Annotated in this window: 20 protein-coding genes; 17 read left to right on the plus strand and 3 right to left on the minus strand. The window is 64.5% G+C overall.

The window, feature by feature from the left end; genetic code table 11:
- Positions 1–101: 101 nt before the first annotated feature.
- The 5 genes from IEI94_RS02290 to IEI94_RS02310 all read left to right on the plus strand — a co-directional run bounded on the left by IEI94_RS02290 (position 102) and on the right by IEI94_RS02310 (position 5,133).
- Complete coding sequence (locus tag IEI94_RS02290; RefSeq protein ID WP_191165179.1) at positions 102–476, plus strand: nuclear transport factor 2 family protein; 375 nt, start codon at positions 102–104, stop codon at positions 474–476.
- Between the two features lie 59 nt (positions 477–535).
- Positions 536–1,177, plus strand: a complete 642-nt coding sequence (locus IEI94_RS02295) for a Vat family streptogramin A O-acetyltransferase (protein WP_191165181.1) — start codon at positions 536–538, stop codon at positions 1,175–1,177.
- A 203-nt stretch (positions 1,178–1,380) separates the two neighbouring features.
- Entirely contained in the window at positions 1,381–1,830 is a 450-nt protein-coding gene (locus tag IEI94_RS02300) for an Rrf2 family transcriptional regulator (RefSeq protein WP_191165183.1), read from the plus strand.
- An 84-nt stretch (positions 1,831–1,914) separates the two neighbouring features.
- Positions 1,915–2,814: an NAD(P)/FAD-dependent oxidoreductase gene (locus IEI94_RS02305; protein WP_191165185.1), complete on the plus strand. Its 900-nt coding sequence runs from the start codon at positions 1,915–1,917 to the stop codon at positions 2,812–2,814.
- A gap of 147 nt (positions 2,815–2,961) precedes the next feature.
- Positions 2,962–5,133: a TonB-dependent siderophore receptor gene (locus IEI94_RS02310; RefSeq protein ID WP_318153348.1), complete on the plus strand. Its 2,172-nt coding sequence runs from the start codon at positions 2,962–2,964 to the stop codon at positions 5,131–5,133.
- A gap of 29 nt (positions 5,134–5,162) precedes the next feature.
- Here the strand turns inward: IEI94_RS02310 and IEI94_RS02315 are convergent, their stop codons facing one another.
- Entirely contained in the window at positions 5,163–5,513 is a 351-nt protein-coding gene (locus IEI94_RS02315) for a helix-turn-helix domain-containing protein (protein ID WP_224749896.1), read from the minus strand.
- 86 nt (positions 5,514–5,599) lie between these two features.
- Here IEI94_RS02315 and IEI94_RS02320 point away from each other — a divergent pair, with 86 nt between their 5' ends.
- Both IEI94_RS02320 and IEI94_RS02325 read left to right on the plus strand, forming a co-directional pair.
- Positions 5,600–6,019, plus strand: coding sequence for a Fur family transcriptional regulator (locus IEI94_RS02320; RefSeq protein WP_191165190.1), 420 nt, complete (start codon positions 5,600–5,602; stop codon positions 6,017–6,019).
- Complete coding sequence (locus IEI94_RS02325; RefSeq protein ID WP_191165192.1) at positions 6,016–7,134, plus strand: CobW family GTP-binding protein; 1,119 nt, start codon at positions 6,016–6,018, stop codon at positions 7,132–7,134. The genes IEI94_RS02320 and IEI94_RS02325 overlap by 4 nt, the downstream gene beginning before the upstream one ends.
- A gap of 25 nt (positions 7,135–7,159) precedes the next feature.
- Here the strand turns inward: IEI94_RS02325 and IEI94_RS02330 are convergent, their stop codons facing one another.
- Positions 7,160–8,242, minus strand: coding sequence for a nickel/cobalt transporter (locus IEI94_RS02330; RefSeq protein ID WP_191165193.1), 1,083 nt, complete (start codon positions 8,240–8,242; stop codon positions 7,160–7,162).
- A gap of 81 nt (positions 8,243–8,323) precedes the next feature.
- Here IEI94_RS02330 and folE2 point away from each other — a divergent pair, with 81 nt between their 5' ends.
- Genes folE2 through thrS form a run of 5 tightly spaced genes read left to right on the plus strand, consistent with a single transcriptional unit; the run spans position 8,324 to position 14,111 of the window.
- Positions 8,324–9,241: a GTP cyclohydrolase FolE2 gene (gene folE2 / locus IEI94_RS02335; RefSeq protein WP_191165195.1), complete on the plus strand. Its 918-nt coding sequence runs from the start codon at positions 8,324–8,326 to the stop codon at positions 9,239–9,241.
- Entirely contained in the window at positions 9,238–9,648 is a 411-nt protein-coding gene (gene hisI / locus IEI94_RS02340) for a phosphoribosyl-AMP cyclohydrolase (protein ID WP_191165197.1), read from the plus strand. The genes folE2 and hisI overlap by 4 nt, the downstream gene beginning before the upstream one ends.
- Positions 9,649–9,690: 42 nt before the next feature.
- Positions 9,691–11,085, plus strand: coding sequence for a cysteine--tRNA ligase (gene cysS, locus IEI94_RS02345; protein ID WP_191165199.1), 1,395 nt, complete (start codon positions 9,691–9,693; stop codon positions 11,083–11,085).
- Positions 11,082–12,086: an arsenic resistance protein gene (locus tag IEI94_RS02350; protein WP_191165201.1), complete on the plus strand. Its 1,005-nt coding sequence runs from the start codon at positions 11,082–11,084 to the stop codon at positions 12,084–12,086. The genes cysS and IEI94_RS02350 overlap by 4 nt, the downstream gene beginning before the upstream one ends.
- 12 nt (positions 12,087–12,098) lie before the next feature.
- On the plus strand, positions 12,099–14,111 hold the full coding sequence (gene thrS / locus IEI94_RS02355; RefSeq protein ID WP_191165203.1) for a threonine--tRNA ligase: 2,013 nt from the start codon (positions 12,099–12,101) through the stop codon (positions 14,109–14,111).
- Positions 14,112–14,186: 75 nt separating this feature from the next.
- On the opposite strand, the gene IEI94_RS02360 is transcribed toward thrS, so the two are convergent.
- A complete protein-coding gene (locus IEI94_RS02360) occupies positions 14,187–15,371 on the minus strand; it encodes an S-(hydroxymethyl)glutathione dehydrogenase/class III alcohol dehydrogenase (RefSeq protein WP_191165205.1) in 1,185 nt (394 codons plus the stop codon).
- A 326-nt stretch (positions 15,372–15,697) separates the two neighbouring features.
- Between IEI94_RS02360 and IEI94_RS02365 the strand changes: the two genes are divergently transcribed.
- The 5 genes from IEI94_RS02365 (at position 15,698) to IEI94_RS02385 (ending at position 21,825) form a co-directional block, all read left to right on the plus strand.
- The gene (locus IEI94_RS02365) at positions 15,698–15,946 is read left to right on the plus strand and encodes a hypothetical protein (protein ID WP_191165207.1); all 249 of its coding nucleotides are present in this window, start codon (positions 15,698–15,700) and stop codon (positions 15,944–15,946) included.
- Positions 15,947–15,992: 46 nt separating this feature from the next.
- Positions 15,993–19,157, plus strand: a complete 3,165-nt coding sequence (locus IEI94_RS02370) for a DEAD/DEAH box helicase (RefSeq protein WP_191165209.1) — start codon at positions 15,993–15,995, stop codon at positions 19,155–19,157.
- A 90-nt stretch (positions 19,158–19,247) separates the two neighbouring features.
- Positions 19,248–20,219 (plus strand): DUF2157 domain-containing protein, encoded by a 972-nt coding sequence (locus tag IEI94_RS02375; protein WP_191165211.1) that lies wholly within the window; start codon positions 19,248–19,250, stop codon positions 20,217–20,219.
- Positions 20,216–21,295: a DUF4401 domain-containing protein gene (locus tag IEI94_RS02380; protein WP_191165213.1), complete on the plus strand. Its 1,080-nt coding sequence runs from the start codon at positions 20,216–20,218 to the stop codon at positions 21,293–21,295. Before IEI94_RS02375 ends, IEI94_RS02380 begins: the two co-directional genes overlap by 4 nt.
- Positions 21,292–21,825: a GDYXXLXY domain-containing protein gene (locus tag IEI94_RS02385; RefSeq protein ID WP_191165215.1), complete on the plus strand. Its 534-nt coding sequence runs from the start codon at positions 21,292–21,294 to the stop codon at positions 21,823–21,825. The genes IEI94_RS02380 and IEI94_RS02385 overlap by 4 nt, the downstream gene beginning before the upstream one ends.

Genomic DNA, 21,825 nt, shown 5'->3' on the forward strand with positions numbered 1-21,825 from the left:
CTTTCTGGCCACTAGCGGTGGCTGGATGCTGAGTGCCGGCAGTCTGGTCGGGGCGAGCGTTCTTGTGGCCGCCATGCGTCGGCCTTGAGGGGGAGAGCAGGATGCAAACGGCAAGCGCGGTGGTGCGCGAATTCTGGCGGCTGATGGCAACGAACGACTTTCACTCGGTGGTGGCGGTGCTAGCGCCGGATTTCGTTCTCGAGTGGCCGCAGTCCAGCGAGCGTATTCGCGGTGGCGAGCGTTTCGCGCAGATGAATGCCGAATACCCTGCGCACGGCCGCTGGCAGTTCACGATCAAGCGGTTTGTCGAGGGAGCTTATGAGGTGGTGACGGAGGTCGCCATCACCGATGGCGTGCAGTCGGCAACGGCCATCTCGTTCTTTACGGTGGAGAAGGGGCGAGTGACCCGTCTGGTGGAGTATTGGCCGGAGCCTTATGCGGCTCCGTCGAATAGGGCGCATCTCGTCGAGCCATAAATTTGCGGCACTGCTCGGCAATGGCGCGGTAGGCAGCGATGGATAAAAGGAGACCTGGCATGTACGGACCCTCTCCCACCGACCCGCACCCCATGGAAGGTTTTCCCCAGGTGTGCTTTATCAAGAATGTGGTCAAGAGCCCCAATATCATCGTCGGTGATTTCACCTACTACGATGACCCGGAGGATTCGGCGAACTTCGAGCGTAACGTGCTCTACCACTACCCGTTTATCGGCGACAAGCTGATCATCGGTAAATTCTGCGCCATCGCCCGGGGCGCCAAGTTCATCATGAACGGGGCGAACCACAAGCTGTCCGGTATCTCCACCTACCCGTTCCAGATCTTCGGCAACGGTTGGGAAAAGGTCATGCCGGAACTGAGTGACCTGCCCTACAAGGGCGATACGGTGATTGGTCACGACGTATGGATCGGTTACGACGCCCTGATCATGCCCGGTGTGACGGTGGGCAATGGCGCCATCGTGTCGTCGCGTTCTGTAGTGGTCAGCGATGTGCCGCCGTATACGGTAGTTGGCGGTAATCCGGCACGCCCCATCAAGCAGCGCTTCTCGTCGGAGGAGATCGACAGCCTGCAGGCGATTGCCTGGTGGGACTGGCCGGTGGAGAAGATCACCCAGCATCTGGCGCTGATTACCGCGGCGGATATCGAGGCGCTAAGGCGATGCGCTGAAGAGGCGTGAACTGGTGACTGCGCAAGCATTGGTCTAACCCCGCGGGGCCGTTGTCGTTGAGGGGGGGCCGTAAACGCCGTCGCCATCGAAGTGGCCGCAATATGTCTCATCGAACAGATTGGTCAGGGCTTAGCTGCTCTGGGCGGTCTCCTCCGTGATGCTGCGGCCATGCTAGTCTACCCCTCCCATTCATCCGCAAAGGCACGCCTTCCTTGCGAACCGATAGCCGCCTTTCCCGAATGCTTCATGTACTGCTGCATATGGCGCGTCAGGATGGTCCCATCACCTCCGAACAGATCGGGGTGATGCTCGGCACCAATGCCGCGGTGGTGCGACGCACCATGGCGGGCCTGCGCCAGGCGGGCTATGTGTGCGCCGAGAAGGGCCGCTACGGCGGCTGGCGGATTGGCTGCGACCTCAACCGCGTGACCCTGCTGGATGTGCACAATGCCGTTGGTGGACCGCGCATCTTTGCTATTGGCACCGACCGCGAAAACCCCGACTGTGTGGTCGAGCAGGTGGTCAACGAGGCGATCTTCGATGCCATGCGCGAAGCGGAAGCGTTGCTGATCGAGCGCTTGGGGTCGGTAACACTGGCCGAGCTGGCGAGCCAGTTCGATGAGATCGCCACTCAACAAGGCTATCGCTTCCCCGCTCACTGACCGACCCATATGCGACGGCATATTGACGCCTGCGCACTTTAGTGTATCAATTGAAGATACATTTATCATGACAAGGAGCAGGACATGATTTTCGATGCAGTGATTGTCGGTGGCAGCTATGCGGGGATGGCGGCGGGGCTGCAGCTGGCGCGGGCGAGGCGGCAGGTACTGGTGGTGGATGCGGGCGAGCCGCGCAATCGCTTTGCCTCACACTCCCACGGATTTCTGTCCCAAGATGGCACGCCACCCGACGAGATCGCGGCCGACGCGCGCGGTCAACTGATGGAGTACTCGACGGTGGAGTGGCGCTCGGGAAGGGTGGCGTCGATTGGCGGCGAGGCGGGGGATTTCACGGTGGGCCTGGACGACGGAGGCACCTTGCAGGCACGCCGCATCATCTTGGCGGCAGGTGTGACCGATGAGCTGCCAGCTATTCCCGGGTTGGCCGAGCAGTGGGGGAAGAGCGTTTTTCATTGTCCCTATTGTCACGGCTATGAGCTTGGCCAGACGGGTATTGGTGTGCTGGCGTCCTCCGAGCTTTCAATGCATCACGCCCTGATGCTGCCGGACTGGGGTGCCACCACGCTGTTCTTGAACGACGCCTTCGAGCCATCAGTGGACCAGTTGGCGCAGTTGGACGCCCGTGGTACCCGCATCGAACGGGGCAAAGTGATGCGCCTTCAGCCTGGCCGAGCCGAGGGAGTCGAGGTGGTGCTGAGCGATGGTCGCGAGATGCCGCTCTCTGGCATTTTCGTCGCGCCGCGGCTGCATATGAGCCCGCTGGTAGAGGAAATCGGCTGCGAGCTGGAAGAGACGCCGATGGGCAATGTCATCAAGACCGATGCGATGCAGGCAACGTCGATCCCCGGCATCTTCGCCTGTGGCGATATCGCCCGCGCCGCAGGCTCGGTGACCTTCGCCGTCGCCGACGGCGCCATGGCAGGGCTGTCTGCGCATCGCTCGCTGATGTTTGGCCTGTCATGACGAGTGGCTCAGCGGCCGGTGGCGTGCCGGTTAGCTTGATTTCCTCAAAACATGATGCAATGTTATTACATTGCAATTATTTTCAATAACTTGCCGTGAGTCCCTTGGCTGCGGCATGGGACCTCACTCCCTTAGCAAGGATCTACGGTGAACAAGAACACATCTTCCCTTCGCTTCGGGGCCGTTGCCGCAGGCATCGGCCCATGGTACCTGCGTGCGTCGCTTGCGCTCGCCGTCGGCTGGCCCGCCGCTAGCCTTGCTCAGGAGCCGGTGGGCAGCCCCGACTATGAGCTGGACGACATTACCGTGCTGGGTACGCGCGAGCGGGCGTATCGCAGCGTGGTGGCGCCCACCGCCAACAAGAGCGATGCCCTGGTCAAGGAGACGCCTTTCTCCATTCAGACGGTGACCCGCGAGCTGATCGAGGATCGCGGCGTGACCACCTTCGGCGAGGCGGTGCGCACCGTGCCCGGCGTGACGCCGCAGGTAGGGTGGGGCGGCAGCAATGACCGTTTCCGCCTGCGCGGCTTCGCCACCTCGGCGAACCTGAAGAACGGCTTTCGGCGCAGCGTGTTCGCGCCGGTGGATGAGCTGGTGAACATCGAGCAGATCGAGGTGCTCAAGGGGCCGGCGTCGGCGCTGTACGGCCGCTTCGAGCCGGGCGGCGTGGTCAATATGGTGACCAAGAAGCCGCTGGACGAAGCGCAAACGCGCGTCGACCTGATGGGTGGGCGCTATGACTTCTATCGGGGCACCTTCGATACCACGGGCCCGTTGAGCGACACCGTCAGCTACCGGGTTACCGGCTCGTGGCAGGACAATGGCAGCTTCCGTGACTTCGTGGGGGCGGAAACCCAGTTCATCTCACCGGTCGTGCAGTGGCAGATAGCCCCCCAGACCACGCTGACCGCGGAGCTGGAACTGGGCCGCCGCGACTCGTCGTTCGACCGGGGCTTCGGCAACAGTCCGCTGTTTCTCGAGGTGCCGATCCACACCAACTATGCCGAGCCGGACGCCCGCCTGGAGAACGAGAGCGTGCTGGCCTCGGCGATATTGGAGCATGACCTCGACAACGGCTGGGAGCTGCGTACCGGGCTCCAGGCGTCGTGGGCGCGCAGCGATGCGCTGTGGTATCCCTACGGCTTCGAGCCGATCAGCGGGGCCGATACCGACGACCCGCAGGTCAACCGTCGCCGCCAGCGCAGCGTCGACGAGCAGACCGATGTTTCGGTCATGGCGGAGATGGCGCGCCGCTTCGAGACGGGCGTCGTGGGCCATCGCGTACTGCTGGGAGCCGACTACAACTACGACGAGTGGGATTTCGAGGCCTACGCCAACCTCGGGCCGGGGGGCTTCCCGGTCAACCTGCCGATCAGCCTCTATGATCCGGTGCACGGCGTGGCTACGAGCGGCCCGCTGGAGCCCTATGACGCTTCGCATTACGACAGCCACAACGTGGGCCTGTACCTGCAGGACGAGCTGCAGTTCGGCAGCCAGTGGCGGCTATTGCTTGGGGCGCGCTATGACCGTTCGCGCAGCGGTGCCCGCGCCGAATACCTGCCGGTGGATGAGCGGCTGACGCGCACCGACGACGCCGTGTCGCCGCGTATCGGCCTGACCTGGACGCCCAGTGAGGAGGTGTCGCTGTATGCCAGCTGGGCCGAATCCTTCCTCACCGAGCCCTTCAGCGGCATGCTGCGCGATGGCGATCTGCCTTCCCCCTCCCGGGGCCGGCAAACCGAGATGGGCGCCAAGCTGAGCCTGTTCGACGGTCGGCTGGAGCCCACCCTGGCGCTGTTCGATATTCGTCGCCGTAACGGCGTGGTCTCGGACCCGGACGATTTCAACTACGTGATCCAGGTCGGGGAGCAGCGCAGTCGCGGCTGGGAGCTGGACGTGCCCTACAGCATCACGCCGCACTGGCGGCTGCTGGCCAGCTATACGCAGCTCAAGGCCGAGATCACCGACGACACCGATCCCGCCCTGGTCGGCAACCGGGTGGCCAATGCGCCGCGCACTAGCGCCAGCGTCTGGTCCACCTACGACTTCGGCGGCCAGGCCGCGGGGCTGAGCCTGGGCCTGGGTGCCATCCATGTGGGCGCGCGCCAGGCCAACACCGCCAACAGTTTCGAGCTGCCTTCCTACGTGCGCTGGGATGCCAATGCGATCTATCGCTTCGGCGAGGGCGAGCGCTACCGGGCGCAGCTGATGGTGCAGAACCTGGGGGATCGCCGCTACTACGATTCGGGGGGCTCCTTCGTGCCCACCTTCCCCGGCGCCCCGCGCAGCGTGTTCGCCAGCGTCGGCATGACGTTCTGAGACTTCGGCATGGAGAGGACTGCGCTGAGTCATGGTATGGGAGAAGAGGCCACGAAGGTGGGTGGCGGCTGCCCCAGTGCCCTACGAAACATGGTGGAGAAGGCACTGGGGCTGTCATAGCCCAGTTCCAGGGCGACGGCGGTGATCGAGGCGCCGGCAGTGAGCTTGGGCAGGGCCGCGAAGAGCAGCAGCGTGGCCGCATCGCGCAGCTCATGCAGGATGAGGCGCATCATGACACCGTTGCGGCCGGCTTTGTCGTAGCGGGCGGGCACCTCGGCGGAAGCGAGCAGCAGTTGCTGGAGTAGGGCGCCGACGACCAGGACTTCGCAGTGTCGGCAAAGGCGAGGCGCGGCCTCGCTGAAGGTCGTGTGGCCTTGCAATGGCTCGGCGATGACAGTGGTGGATATATTTGTTATGTTATAACATAAATGCCATAGCGCGACTCTATCCACTCACGGAAGTGACCATGCCGTTGACCGCCAACCAGCAGCGCGTGCTTGAGGTGCTGCGCAGTGCCGAGGCCCCCTTGGGGGCCTATGCCTTGCTCGAGCGGCTGAGTAGTGACGGGTTCTCGGCACCGACGCAGGTCTATCGCGCGCTGGATGTGCTTATCCGCCACGGGTTGGCCCATCGCCTGGAAACGCTGAATGCGTATGTCGCCTGTCGGCTCGAGGCGTGCAGGCACGGCCTGACGGCGTTTGCTATCTGCGACGACTGCGGGCGCATCGATGAGCTGGTCGATAACGCCTTGAGCTCATGCCTGGGGAATCTGGTCGAGCGCCGTGATTTCTCCCCTGGCAGCACGACCATCGAGATCCATGGCACCTGCTCGGAGTGTGCAGGTGCACTCTCCGAACCCACTCGTCATCCGAAGGTGAAACCATGAACCAAGGCGTATTCGGCCACGATGATAAGTTGCCCGTCACGGTACTGACCGGCTTTCTTGGCAGTGGCAAGACCACGCTGCTCAATCGTCTGGTCCGTCAGCCCGCCATGCAGGGCGCACTGGTGGTGATCAACGAGTTTGGCGATATCGGGCTGGATCACCGGCTGCTCGCCGAGAGCGACGAGAATAGCGTGGTGGAAATGAGCAGCGGCTGCCTGTGCTGCACCATCCGCGGCGACTTGAGCCGCACCGTGCAGGAGGCCAGCGAGGCGCTCGAGCGGGAAGGCGGTGAGCCGTTCTCTCGGGTGATCATCGAAACCACTGGGCTGGCCGACCCGGCACCCATTCTGCACACCCTGATGACCGACCACTGGCTGGCGCATCGCTTCTTCATGGACGGGGTGATCTGCCTGGTGGATGCCGCCAGCGGTGCCTCGACCCTGAATGCCCACCGCGAGTCCCAGCGCCAGGCGGCGGTGGCCGATCGTTTGCTTATCACCAAGACCGACCTGGTGGACGAGGAGCAGTTGTCGCGCCTTGCCAGCCAGCTGGCAACGATCAACCCGGGCGCCGAGCAGCTGCAGGTGTACCGTGGTGAGCTGCCGGCCGAACATGTGACCGGGGGCGGCCTGCCCGCTGGGCGCTACTCGGCAGACCGTTGGCTGGGGGCGGCGTCCTATCTGCAGGTTCCGTCTGCTCCCGGGCTGGCGCCATCGGCTCCGGGCTCCCTGGTGTCGATGATGAAGCCAGGCGGCGACTCGGCTCATACCGACCCCGGCCTAAGCCGCCACGGCGAGCAGATCCGCACCTTCTGCTTCACCGTGGAGGATCCCATCTCTGCCGAGTTGCTCGAGGATTGGCTGGACCTGCTGATGTCGCTGCTGGGCGAGAATATTCTACGCGTCAAGGCCATCGTCAAGCTGGTCGGGCGGGAGAAGCCGCTGGCCCTGCACGGGGTGCAGCACATCTTTCATCCCCCGGAGCCGCTGCCGGTGGAGGCCTGTCGCGACGGTGTCTCGCGCTTCGTGTTTATCACCAACGGGGTGACGCCCGAGGCGGTGACGCAACTTTTCGACTACTTCCAGCCCGCAATGGCAGAGGCCAAGGCCAACTAATCGGGCATGCCCTGCGCCCAAAGGTTTATGACAGCAGGGGCATGCCGGCGCTGGGCAGGGTGTTGGCGTGCCAGGCCAGCGATAGACCCAGCCACACCAGTGCCAGGCCGCCGGCCATGGCCAGCCAGCCGCTCAGGTGGCTTAGCCTGGCCAGACGGCCGTCTGCGTAGCGCACAAGATGGCGTGAGACCCAGTCCCGTGCCAGTACGCTGGCCAGGGCCAGGGTGGAGACGGTGATGGCCGTGCCCAGGGCCATGGTCATCACGGCGGCTGCCCCTAGCGCCGTATGGCCCAGCAGGCTTGCCGCGCCCATGATCAGGACGGCGCCGCTGCAGGGGCGCATGCCGACGGCGGTCACGGCGCCCAGTGCCGTGCGCCAGTCGCCGGTCTCGGCGGGGGCGATATGGTGGCGGGCACCGCAGCTGCAGTGGTGATGGTCAGGCTGTTTAAGGCCATAGACGTGAAAATGGCGGTGGTCATTAGCCGGTTGTGTGAACGCCAACCGCGGGGGGAGAGGGGGCGTGGCGTGGGCGTGTTTCAGCACTCGCCTGGCCCGCAGGCAGAGCCAGCCGCCGAGTATTGCCACCATCAGGAAGCTGGCTATCTCCAGGTTGGCCACGCTGCCCATGGCCTGGCGGGTCAACCAGCCCAGCCCTGTGACCAGGACCAGTACCAGGACGATCGCCATCAGCCCCTGGAACAGGGCCGCACTGAACGACAGCGTCAGGGCGCGCTTGAGGCCGCCGCCCTGTGAGACCAGATAGGTCGAGATCACGGCCTTGCCATGCCCAGGCCCTGCGGCGTGGAAGATGCCGTAGCCGAAACTGAGCGCCATCAGCCACCAGCCACTCGACCAGGAGGGCGCCGTCGACCACTCGCTGAGGGCCAGCGTGAGGGTGCGGTGGAGATCGCGCTGCCAGACCAGGATCTGCAGGCTAGCGCTCTCCATTACGCCTTGCTGAACCAGCAGCGCGATGACGCCAACGACTATCGCTGCTCCCAGCATCCAGCGTCGCCGGAGAAAACGGTGGCGAAATGCCGGTCGCTGCTGGTGAGTGTGATGCGGGAGGAGAGGTGAGGGCCGTTGGGTAGCGGGTAGTCGTGGCATGCAAGCGCTTCCAGAGGGTCGAAATATAAATACGTTATGTTATAACATACCTATCCATGATCAGGTAAAGAGTCACTCTCGATGAACAGGTTACCGCTAGAAGATATCGCCTCGGCTCCCTCTCAGCGCCTCGGCACCTTGAGCTGGGTCGGCATGGAGGGAATTGCCCTGCCGCTGCGCGTGGCGGGGCAGGGCGTCACCGGCTCCGCCTCGGCAGGCGTCAGCCTTGATGACCCGACGGCGCGCGGCATCCATATGTCGCGGCTCTATCTGGCACTGGCCGAGCTGGAGGAGCGGGAGCTATCGCTACCGAGGGTGGCCGCGGTGCTGGAGACCTTTCTGGGCAGCCATGACGGGCTCTCCCGTGCGGCCTTTCTCGACCTCAGCGGCGAGGCGATGCTCAAGCGTCCGGCGCTGATCAGCCCGCTGGCAGGCTGGAAGCGCTACCCCTTCACCCTGCGCTGCAGACACGACGGCGGGGGGCTGCAGGCCACCCTGGATCTGACGGTGGGCTACTCCTCCACCTGCCCCTGTTCGGCGGCCCTGTCGCGCCAGCTGATCCAGCAGGCCTTCGACGAGGACTTCACCGATATGCCGGTCACCCGTCAGGCGGTGAGCGCCTGGCTGGGCAGCGAGCAGGGCATCCTGGCCACGCCCCATAGCCAGCGCAGCCAGGCCCATCTCTCGTTGCGTCTTGCCGACGAGCTGGACGAACTGCCGCTGCTGCGCCTGGTGGATGCGGTCGAACGCAGCCTGGGCACTGCGCTGCAAACCGCGGTCAAGCGCATCGACGAGCAGGCCTTCGCCCTGGCCAACGGCCAGAACCTGATGTTCTGCGAGGACGCCGCGCGCCGCCTCCACCATACCCTGCGTGACCAGCCTGGCATCCGTGGCTTTCGGCTGCGGGTGGTGCACGCCGAAAGCCTGCATGCCCACGATGCCGTGGCGCGCAGCGAGTGGAACTGGGAGGAGGAGAGTGCTGACGAGGAGCGGCCATGACGATCTGGATGCAGCTGGAGGAGGCCGCGCTGAATGAGCGGCGGCCACTGCCGGACGTGCTCGAGGCGATTCCCTGGAACGCCGACGGCTTGATCACCGCCATTGCCCAACAGCACGACAGCGGCGAGGTGCTGATGCTGGCCTGGATGAATCGCGAGGCCCTCGACGAGACCCTGGCGATGGGGCAGGTCTGCTACTGGTCGCGCTCGCGACAGACCCTGTGGCGCAAGGGGGAGAGCTCTGGCCACCGCCAGCGCCTGGTGGAGGCTCGGCTCGACTGCGATGGCGACGCCGTGCTGCTGCTGGTCGACCAGCAGGGGCCCGCCTGCCACACCGGGCGTCCGACCTGTTTCTACAACGCCGTGCGCGGCGATGCGGTGCAGGTCATCACGGCGCCAGCGCGATAGGCCGTTGTTTCTTCGATAATACGCACAGCCGGCAGGAGCGAGATGCAACTCTACAACACCTTGACGCGGCAAAAGGAGCCCCTGCGGACCGAACGTCCCGACCGGGTGACTCTGTATGTCTGCGGTCCTACGGTCTACAACTTTGCCCATATCGGCAATGCTCGGCCCGCGGTGGTCTTCGATGTGCTGGCCAGGCTGCTGCGCCAGGCTTACCCGCGCGTCGTCTATGCGCGCAACTTCACCGACGTCGATGACAAGATCAATGACGCGGCCAGCGCTGCCGGCGTACCGATCGATACGATCACCACGCGTTACATCGATGCCTATCACCAGGACATGCAGGCACTGGGCGTGCTGCCGCCCGACCTGGAGCCACGGGTGACCGAGCATATTCCCGATATCGTCGAGCTGATCGCCACCCTGATCGAACGCGGCTATGCCTACGAAGCTGAAGGCCATGTGCTCTTTCACGTCGCGTCCTATCCGGACTACGGGCAGCTCTCGGGACGTCGGCCCGAGGACATGCTGGCAGGTGCCCGGGTAGAAGTGGCGCCCTACAAGTGCGACCCGCTGGACTTCGTGCTGTGGAAGCCCTCCTCCTCGGAACAGCCAGGTTGGGACAGCCCCTGGGGCCGCGGCCGGCCCGGCTGGCACGTGGAGTGCACGGCCATGATCGGCAGGCACCTGGGCCACACCATCGATATTCACGGTGGCGGGCAGGACCTGATCTTCCCCCACCACGAGAACGAGATCGCCCAGGGCACCTGCGCCCACGGTACCCGCTACTGCCACACCTGGGTGCACAACAGCTTCGTCACCGTGGACGGCCAGAAGATGTCCAAGTCACTCGGCAATGTCCTGCTGGTTCGCGACCTGCTGGAGCAGGCCCCCGGCGAGGCGGTCCGGCTGGCGCTGCTGTCGACCCACTATCGACGCCCGTTGGACTGGAACGCCCAGCGCCTCGAGAACGCCCGACGCACACTGGTGCGGGGCTATGCCGCCCTGGCCCGGGTGGAGACGCTGCCGATAGCGCAAGACAGTGAGCCGGATGCTGAGGTCGTGGCCGCGTTGCATAACGACCTCAACGTTTCCATGGCGTTGACGCGCCTGAGGCGGCTGGTCGATGAGCTGGCACAGGCGCAAGACGATTCCGCTCGGGCTCAGGCCAAGGCGCGCCTGTTGGCTTCGGCCAGGCTGCTGGGGCTGCTGCAGCAGCCACCGGCACTGGCACTGCAGGCACTGCGAACCGAGCAGAAGCGCGAGCCCCTGCCCACGGCACGGATCGATGCGCTGGTCGCCGAGCGCAACCGCGCTCGAGAGGCTCGCGACTTTGCGCGAGCCGATGCGCTGCGCAGCGAGCTGGAAGGGCTGGGCGTGAGTATTCGCGACACGCGGCAAGGGGCTGTATGGGAACCCGCGGAAGAGCCAGAGTCATGACGGTTCGCCAACGTTTCGGCCTCGTCGCCGGGCATGGCGCCGGCATCTCCTGTCTGTTGCTGGGTGGCATGGCGGCAGGGGCCGCCCTCGGCCACACCCTGCCGGCCGGCGGTCAATGGCTGGGTGAGCGCATGGATGCGACCCTGCTGCTGCTGATCGTGCTGCTGCTATTCGGGGTACGCTTCGAGGCCATCGTCAAGGCGCTGGGCAACCTGCGCTTTATCGGTATCGCGCTGGCGGTCAACTTCGTGGTGATTCCCGCCGTGGGGTATGCCATCGCCTCTTCGTTCCTGCATGCCCACCCCTTGTTCATCATCGGCCTGACGATCTACTTCATGTCCCCCTGCACCGACTGGGTGCTGGGGTTTACCCGGCTGGTCGACGGCAACGTGGCCCTGGGCGCGGCGCTGATACCGATCAACATGCTGGTGCAGCTGCTGCTCTATCCGCTCTACTTATCTCTATTCACACGCCACCTGGTAGCGGTGGAGAGCACGCTTATCGCCACGACGCTACTGCAGTGGTTCCTGCTGCCGCTGGCCGTGGCGGTGATCGCACACTTGGTGTTGCGGCAGTGGCTCGGCGCGGATCGCTTCGCTCGCTTGCTGACCTGGAGCGACCGACTCACCCCCTGGGTGGTGGCGCTGCTGGTGGCACAGATCTTCGCCGACAATATTGCCGTTATCCTCGAGCACAGTGGGGTCTTCGGTCGGGTTCTGCTGGCGGTGTTCGTGTTCTTCCTGGTGACCTTCCTGCTGGGGGAGTGGGTCAGTCGTCGGGCACGCCTGGCGTATCCGGAGCATGCGCTGCTGACCATGACCACGGCGGCGCGCAATGCGCCGCTGATGCTCGCCGTGACCATGACCGCACTGCCCGGCCAGCCCCTGATCCATGCCGCCATCGTGATCGGCATGCTGCTCGAATTTCCACACCTGACCCTGCTGCGGCACCTGCTGCTCCACTCCAAGCGCAGCCTGGCCGATGGCCGCCTCCACTCCTGACGAGCCTGACACATGACCAACACACCTCCGACCGCCGACAGCATTGTCATCACCCTGCCGGATGGGGCGCAGCGCCACGTTACATCTCCCACCAGCGTCGCCGAGGTGGCGGCGGCGATTGGCCCGGGCCTGGCGCGCAGCACCCTGGCTGGCAAGGTGGACGGTCGCCTGGTCGATGCCTGCGATCCCATCGAGCATGATGCCCAGGTGCAGATCATTACCCCCCAGGATCCCGAGGGGGTAGAGATTATCCGGCACTCCTGTGCCCACCTGATCGGGCACGCCGTCAAGCAGCTCTACCCGACGGCGAAGATGGTGATCGGCCCGGTGATCGAGGACGGCTTCTACTACGACATCGCCTATGAACGCGCCTTTACCCCGGAAGACCTGGCGGCCATCGAGACGCGCATGCGGGAGCTGATCGCCAAGGAGTACGACGTCATCAAGCGCATGACGCCGCGGGATGAGGCCATTCGACTCTTTCGCGAACGTGGCGAAGACTACAAGCTGCGGCTGATCGATGAGCTGCCCGATGCAGCAGAGCTGGGGCTCTATTTTCACCAGGAGTACGTGGATATGTGCCGCGGCCCCCACGTGCCCAACACCCGCTTCCTCAAGCATTTCCGGTTGACCAAGCTGTCCGGTGCCTACTGGCGGGGCGACGCCAACAACGAGCAGCTGCAGCGCATCTACGGCACGGCCTGGCCCGACCGCAAGGTGCTGCAGACCTATCTCAAGCGCCTCGAGGAGGCGGAGAAACGCGACCACCGCAAGCTCGGCCGCCAGTTGGACCTGTTTCACTTTCAGGAGGATGCCCCCGGGGCGGTGTTCTGGCATCCCCGGGGTTGGGCGGTATTCCGCGAGCTAATCGCCTATATGCGGCGTTGCCAGGAAGACGCCGGCTACGTCGAGGTCAATACCCCGGACGTCATGGACCGCAGCCTCTGGGAACTCTCCGGCCACTGGCAAAACTACCGTGAGCATATGTTCACCACCGACACCGAGGATGGCCGTTCGCTGGCCCTCAAGCCGATGAACTGCCCGGGCAGCGTGCTGCTCTACCGCCACGGCCTGAAAAGCTATCGGGACCTGCCTATTCGTATGGGCGAGTTCGGCAAGGTGCACCGCTACGAGCCCTCCGGGGCGCTACACGGCCTGCTGCGGGTGCGCCATTTCACCCAGGACGATGCCCATATCTACTGCACGCCGCAGCAGATGATCGGCGAATGCCGTGATGTGGTTACCCAGGTGCTGGATATCTATCGTCAGTTCGGCTTCGAGGAGGTGCTGATCAAGCTCTCCACCCGGCCGGACAACCGCATGGGCGATGACGCCACCTGGGACCTGCTGGAGAATGCCCTGATCCAGGCGCTGGACCAAGTGGGGCTGGCCTACCGCTACAACCCCGGTGAGGGCGCCTTCTATGGCCCCAAGCTGGAGTTCGTGCTGCGCGATGCCATTGGTCGCGACTGGCAGTGCGGCACCCTGCAGGTGGATATGAATCTGCCCGAACGCTTCGGCCTGGACTACGTCGACGAGGATGGCCAGCGCAAGCGCCCGGTGATGTTGCACCGCGCGCTGTTCGGCTCCCTGGAGCGCTTCACCGGCATCCTGATCGAGCACCACGCCGGCAAGCTCCCCGCCTGGCTGGCGCCGCTGCAGGCGGTGGTGCTCTCCATCACCGAGCAGTATTCCCGCTATGCGCTGGAGGTGGCCCAGGCGCTGCGCGATGCGGGTCTGCGCGTGGAGGCGGATATTCGCAACGAGAAGATCGGCTACAAGATCCGCGAGCAGACCCTGCAGCGCGTACCCTTCCAACTGATTGTCGGCGCCAGGGAGGCCGCCTCCGGCAGCGTGGCGATTCGCAGCCGGGACGGCGACGACCTGGGCAGCCTGGAGATTGCCGACGCTATTGCCCTGTTGGGCGAGCGCTGCGCGGCCCCCGACACCCGGCAGCGGCGTGCCGCCCAGGCGGCGCTGCTCGAGCGGCTGCAGGCGAGCGGCCGGCGCGAGGTCGTCTCATAAGCCGTGTATCGTTGGCGCGAAAAAAACCGGCCCCGTGAGGGGCCGGTGGCGGCATTGCCTTGATGGACGTGTCGCTTAGGCAGGCTGAGGCTTATCGATGGGCTCTCCTATCAGCTTGCCCGGCAGGGGGCCTGTCATGGTCTCCTGGGGCTGATAGTGAATGACCGAGCGAATCGCTTCGCCACGGTGCAGCAGATCGAAGGCGGTATTGATGTGGTCGTGGGTCATGTTGTGCGAGATATAGGGATCGACGTCGAAACGCCCCGACAGCCACTCATCGACCATACCCGGCAACTCGGAGCGCCCCAGTACGCCGCCGAAGGCGCTGCCCCGCCAGACGCGACCGGTGACCAGTTGAAACGGACGCGTCGAGATCTCTTCGCCGGCCCCAGCAACACCGATGATGATGCTCTCGCCCCAGCCCTTGTGGCAGCACTCGAGGGCGGCGCGCATCAAGCGCACGTTGCCGACGGCTTCGAAAGAGTAGTCGACGCCACCGTTGGTCATCTCGATGATCACCTCGTGCAGCGGCTCGGGGTAGTCGTTCGGGTCGAGGCACTCCGTGGCGCCGAGGGACATGGCGAGGGGGAACTTGGCCGGATTGACGTCGATGCCGATGATGCGCCCGGCGCCCTGCAGCTTGGCCCCCTGGATCACCGCCATGCCCACGGCGCCCAAGCCAAATACCGCCACCGTATCGCCGGCCTGCACCTTGGCGGTATTCCTCACCGCGCCGATACCGGTGGGCACCGCACAGCCCATCACGCTGGCCTTGGCCAGGGGGGCGTCACGGCTGATCTTGGCCACCGCGATCTCGGGCAGCACCGTGTACTCGCTGAAGGTGCTGGTGCCCATATAGTGGTGCAGCATCTTGCCCTTGTAGGAGAAGCGGCTGGTACCGTCCGGCATCACCCCCTGCCCCTGGGTCTTGCGAATGGTCTGGCAGAGATTGGTCTTGCCCGAGCGGATATAGGGGCAGTTCGGGTCTTCCGGGGTATACAGCGGGATCACATGGTCGCCGGGCTTCACCGAGGTGACCCCGCGTCCGAGCTCCTCGACGATGCCCACGCCCTCGTGGCCCAGGACGCAGGGAAACAAGCCCTCCGGGTCCTTTCCGGACAGCGTGAACATATCGGTGTGGCACAGGCTGGTAGTGACGATCCTGACCAGGACCTCACCCTCTTTCGGCCCCTCCAGGTCGATCTCCTCGATTTCCAGAGGCCGGTTGGGTTCCCAGGCAATGGCTGCGCGTGTCTTCATGATGACCTCCGCGGGTGGGTCTTGGTTCGCCTCGCCCCAGCAGGAGTCCGGCGCTGCGAAATGTTCGTCGACCTTGATCAGCTGGCCGGTAGAGGCAGAGCACTTGAATTTATATGATACGTTATAACATATCAAATATATCGCGCAAGCGAGAGACCGCTCACTATTCCGTTAGCTCCTCCAGGCTTCGGCGATAGTGCTCGTCGCTGACCAGCCTGCTCTGCGCGACCGTGGGACGGCGCTTGTAAATGGGCAGATGTGGAGACAATGCGTTAAGGTTCGGGTATTGCACGTAAGAGCATGATATGGAGGGAGGAGTGGCGCAGATGGAACTGAACCAAGTGCAGTGTCCAGTGGACGGGATGGGGGTGGTGGCGCCCAGTAGTGAGCCGGATTCAGGGTGCATGCTTGGACAAAAGGATGCAGCCCTGGCGGAGCAGGCGCGAACCACGGTGGAAAGCCTGCTGCAGACCAGTCCTGATGACCGGAAGGCACGGGATGAGGCGCGTAATGCCATCGAGCGCATGGACAGATCGCACCACGTTTCTCCGGTGCTGGAAGTCGAAGTGAGCTGAGCCGCTGCTCTCAATGTATCCGTGCAGAGGAAGGCGGGATGTGCCGGTGAATGACAACGATGTACGCAGGCTTATCGCCTACTTCCGCGATTGTCTGATGGAGGAGGGCGGCGAGCGCCAGCTCACGGATGTTTTCGGGCGTGAGTCATGGGAACACTATCTGTTCGCGTGCCCAGGCGGCTGGTGGGAGCAAGACGCACCGTTGTCGTTGCCTCGTGAGCATGCTGAGCGACTCAGTGCCATGCTGCACCTGCATCGGCAGGAGCGGGAACTTCTGGTGGGCACGTGCCTGGTCATGGGGCCGGTGCGAGAGCCTGGAGGGACAACGCGTCACCTGCGGGCTCCGCTTTTCCTGCACTCCGCCGAACTGCTGGATCACGAGGGCCAGGTCATCGTGCACCTTGAGCCAGGCGCATGGCGGGTGAATCCAGCGGTATTGCAGAGCCTCGATCTGTCCGAGGAGGAACTCGGCATTACGGGCGGAGAAGTCGACGTGGCATCTCTGCAACGAGCACTCGGTCGGTTCGAGCGCTGCGAGCACGGTGAAACATCCCAGGCCTTTCCACGTTGGCGCAACGGCCAACCGCTGCGCTGGGCTCCTTCGGGAGTCGTCTGGATCACGGCTCGTTCGCAATTGGCACGCAGTGTGGCTTACGAACTGGAGGCCCTGAGTGATGCTGGATCGACCCTGTCGCCTCCTATACGGCAGCTATTGCAGGCTTCGTCACAGTCTCGCAAGCCAGCTTCTGCTCCCCCGGTGCCTGAGACCCTGCCCACCAGTCTGACATTGGCTCAGGAGCGAGCACTGCACAACGCGGCGGTCGAGACGCTCAGTGTAATCAATGGCCCGCCGGGGACCGGCAAGACCTATACCCTGGCATGCCAGGCCATTGACCGAGTGATGCGGAATGAACGGGTGCTGGTGGTCTGCAGCAATGAGCATGCCGCCGACGTCGTACGCACCAAGCTGGCGGAGCTGTTTGGTCCCGCCCAGGGGCTGGTCGTGCGGGCCGGGCGGGGCAACCATCGACAGCAACTGCTGGAACGCCTGGATGAGCTGCTGGCCGAAGCGTCCAACAAGGATGAGCATGAGTCACCGCCGCGCTTGGCCAGCAGATTACAGGCCATGGCGCGTGATTATCGCCGCAGCGAGCGACGCTTCCGCAAGGCACTGGTTGCGGCAGTGGATGAAGGGGCGCTGTGGCGTAGGCGCGGTGGGCTCTGGCACGGTCTACGGCTGTGGTGGCTGCGCCGGCGTGCGGGGCGCCGGGACCTGCTCTCTCAGCGCTGGGGCGAGCTGCAGAGCAAGGTTTCTGCCCATCAGGCCCTGGCGAGGAGTTACTTGGCGGCGCTGGCTCATCATCAACGACGAACGCTGCAGAGTACCCGCCGCCAGCAGCTGAGAAAACTGGCGACGGCGCTACGCTCGCGTGCCTCTGGTCGCCGTGAGGCACGCTTCGAGGCCCTGGACTGGTCGGTACTGACTCGGGCCTTCCCCGTCTGGGTCGTCTCGGCACAGGCACTGCATCGCACCCTGCCGCTGGAGTCCGAACTGTTCGACCTGTGCATCATGGATGAGGCGACCCAGTCCAATCTGCCGTTGGCGCTACCCGCCCTGCAGCGGGCCAGTCGAGCGGTCATCGTTGGAGACCCCAGGCAGCTGCGGCACTTCTCGTTCCTGTCGCAGGCGCGTCAACACGAGTTTGCCGTTCGCCACCAGGTTCAGTCGCTGCCGGTGGACCTGAATTACCGCGAGCGCTCGCTGCTGGACTACGGGCTGATGGCGATAGCGGGTGGCCATGCCATCGTCTTGTTGGATGAGCATTTTCGAAGTCACCCTGCCCTGATCGGCTTCAGCAACGATCGCTTCTACGCTGGTCGCCTGAAAATTCTGACTCACCTGGCCCAGGTGGTCGATGCGCCGCCCATCGCATTGGTGGACTGTCCGGTGCGCATCGAGGGCGATGTCAATGCCGCCGAGATCGAGGCCGTGATGGAGCATCTGGAGGCGTTGGCGGCCGAGAGCGCCGACTTGCCGGATCACGAGTGTCAGAGTATCGGTGTGCTGGCGCTCTTTCGCGCCACTGCCCTGGCGCTGGAAAAAGCGCTGTTGGACCGTGTCGATCTGCGGACGATTAGCCGCCATGACCTGCGTGTCGGCACCCCTTATGCCTTTCAGGGCGAAGAGCGCGACATCATGCTGTTGGCCACCGGCGTATATCCCGGGCGCGCCGCCGCGGCCTGGACCTACCTGAACCGGCCTGATGTATTCAATGTAGCGGTGACACGGGCGCGTCACCGGCAGGTGGTGTTCATGCCCCAGGAAGCCCTGGAAGGCGTCGGCTCGAACCTGCTGGTAGATTACGTGGCCTACGCCCGCACCAACCGGCCCCGGCCCATGACGTCGCCGCCAGCCCATGATGGTATGCGTACGGAGCTGATAGCCATCCTGGAGGCCTGGGGGGCGCGCTGTCGAATAGACTATCCCTTTGCCGGGCAAACGCTGGATATTCTGGTGTTATACCAAGGACATGCGCTGGCAGTGGACACCATTGGAACCGATGCCACAGCGGGGAAGGCCTGGGATTGGGAACGCTACCGCCTGCTGGAACGCGCGGGGTTGGCGATTTTTCCGATTGGTTACGTGAGTTGGAGGACGCGCAGGGAGGAGGTGCTGGAGTGCCTGCGGACGATGCTGGGCATGGAGGCAGCCATTGCCGATGACGAGGCGGCATCCGCGTCACTCTCCCTGCGCTGGCGTCTGCAGGAACTCAGTGAACCAGATATGCTCGTCTTGCTGGATGAGCTTGATCAGGCCTACCATCAGATTCTGCGCTGGCTAGACAGGCATTTCGATCCTGGCGAGCTCACCTATCTACGTTATCGTGATGGGGTCGAACGACTGCGACGAGCGGCTATTACCGAACTGCAGGGCGCCTGTATGTTGCTGGAGGGAATTCGGGACTTGGCTGCCGAGGTCGAGGATATCGGTCTGCGCTCGTCCGTGGATGAGCGCTTGGCGCGCTGTCGTGAGGCGATCACCGGTCTGCAACACCTGATACGGGAACTTGCAGTATTGCGCACCCAGCCCTCGGGGATCGAGGCGGCGCTGGAGGATGTCACCCGCTTGTCGGCGCGAGTGCAGCGCTACGGTGTCGATGCGCCGCAGGCTTCCAAGCTAGTGCCGCCAGCAGGCCATGAAGGGCGATGAAGGGCTCAACCGGGAAGGAGGATCATTATTTCCCCGCCCGCTAGTGCCTGGGTGCTCTTCAATGGTTAAGAGACTACGTAAGGACACGACATGGCCTCCATTCGCCGCGAGCTGACGGCACTGATCGAGCACGAAGCGATCCCGCGGGAGCAGGTGCCGCAGGCGGTCGCGCTCTCCGGGCTGCACCCCTCGGGGCGTGCCTGGGGCGTGTTTCTCGATCGGCTGTTGCTGTGGCTGGGCACCCTGGCACTGGTCTGCGCGGTACTGTTTCTGGTCGCCTACAACTGGAGCGAGATGGCGCGCTGGCTGCGCTTCGGACTGGTGCAGGCGGCGCTGGTGGCGGCCATCGGCGTCTACTGCTGGGGCGCGCAGCGCAGGGTGGTGGCGCGCGCCGCCTTGACGGCGGCCTCGCTGCTGCTGGGGGTGCTGCTGGCGCTGTTCGGCCAGGTCTACCAGACGGGTGCCGACCCTTGGCAGCTGTTCTTCTGGTGGGCGCTGCTGATGCTGCCCTGGACACTGGTGGCACGCTTCGATGCGCTCTGGATGCTGTGGCTTGGGCTGCTCAATCTCAGCATTGCCCTCTACTTTCGCTCGTTGAGCGGGGCCTTCGGTATGGTGTTGGTGAGCGATGTGGCTGCCCTGTGGTGGCTGTTCGCCCTCAATACCTCGGCGCTGGCACTATGGGAACTGGGCGCGCGCCGCTGGCGCTGGCTATCGGTCGGCTGGGCCACCTGCCTGCTGACACTCGGCAGCGGCGCTCCAGTGACTGTGCTGATGCTCGCGTTCACCTTCGGTGAGCGGTCCGGCGTCTGGCTGGTGGCGCTGCTCTATCCGCTCTGGCTGGCAGCGATCTACGGCGTGTATCGCTATTGGCGCCCCAATCTCTTCGCGCTGGCCGTAGGCTGCCTATCGGTCATCGTCGTGGTGACCGCCTTCCTCGCCAAGGAGCTAATGGAGCAGGGCGATCCGGGCGGCCTGCTGGTGCTGGCGATCGTGGTGCTGGGGCTGGGAGCGCTGGCAGCGTATTGGCTCAAGCGGCTGCACCGGGAGATGCCGACATGACCGATCTGCTCAAGGAACGGCTCGGCCAGGGCGGTATCGACGTTGCAGAGCGCGAGGCGCCGCTGCCGCTCGCGACGCCCTGGTTCGTGCGCGCGCTGCAGGCGTTCTCGGGCTGGCTGGCGGCGCTCTTCCTGATTGGCTTTATCGCCATGGGCACGGTGTTCATTCTCGACAGCAGTGTCGCTGCCGGCATCCTGGGGAGCGTCTTTATCGCCGGGGCTTATGCGGCACTGCGCGCCAACGGCGGCGACTTTCTGGAGCATCTGGCGCTGGCCGCCAGTCTCACTGGCCAACTGCTGGTGGCCTGGGCGGTGGCATCTGCCATGGGTGGTGAAAGCGCCGGACTGTGGTGGCTGCTGCTGCTGTTTCAGTCGCTGCTCGCCCTGATCATGCCGAGTCTCACCCACCGCTGCGTGTCGGCGTTCGCGGCGTGCCTGGCACTCTATCTGGCCTTGATCGGTAGCGTTGCGGCGACCTCCCTGGCGGGCGGTCTGGTGCTGCTGGTGGCCACGGCCCTGTGGCTCAACGAGTTTCGCTGGCCGGCCTATATGCGCCAGTGCCAGGCGCTGGGCTATGGCCTGTTGCTGGGCCTGCTGGCCATCCAGGTCATGCAGTATGCCGGCCGCTCGCCGTTCATGTTTCGTCACGACGACGGCTCAATGCAGGCCTGGTTGGAACCCTGGGCAGGTGACGGCCTCGCCATGCTGGCGCTGCTGCTTTTGCTGCGGAAGGTCTTGCAGCGCCACGCCCAGGTCATGGCGATAAAGGGGAGGGTGGTGGCCTGTGTTGCCGCAGCGCTATTGATGCTGCTCTCGCTGCAGGCTCATGGCCTGAGTCAGGGAGCCGTGGTGATCATGCTGGGCTTTGCCATCGGCAACCGCCTGATCATCGGGCTTGGCGTGACGTTGCTGCTGATGGCCGGCGCCAACTACTACTACTGGCTGGAGGTCACGCTGCTGGTCAAGTCGGCGACCCTGTGCGTGCTGGGACTGCTGCTGCTGACGCTGCGCTGGGCGATGCAGCGCTACTGGCGGACGCCACCACGAGACGCGATGCCGGGCGGGGAGACGCCATGATCTTGGCCACCAGGGGTAACCGGATCGTGGCGGTGGTCGCTACGCTGCTGATCCTGGCGCTGGTCAACTGGTCGATCTTGGCCAAGGAGCGCCATCTTGCCGAGGGCGAGGTGGTGTACCTCGAGTTGGCGCCGGTGGATCCCCGCTCATTGATGCAGGGCGACTACATGGCCTTGGACTTCGAGCTCGGCAACGCTATCCGCGACGCCCGCAGTGCGCAGCGTGCACAGAGCGGTGAACCGCTGGTCAACCATGGCCATGTGATTGTGCGCATGGATGCCCAGCGCGTTGCGGAATTCCAGCGGCTGGACGCTGGTGAGCCGCTGGACGCCGACGAAATGCGCCTGGAGTATCGACTGCGCAACGGCCGGATCCGGTTCGCTACCGGTGCCTTCTTCTTTCAGGAGGGCCATGCCGAGCGGTACGAACCCGCTCGCTATGCTCAGTTCCGCGTCAACCAGCGCGGCGAACCGCTCTTGGTGTCGCTGCACGATCACGAGCTGGCGCTGCTGGGGGAGATGGAGCGCTAA

It is taken from the genome of Halomonas sp. ML-15 (assembly GCF_014779595.1).
In the GTDB taxonomy this organism is placed as follows: domain Bacteria; phylum Pseudomonadota; class Gammaproteobacteria; order Pseudomonadales; family Halomonadaceae; genus Franzmannia.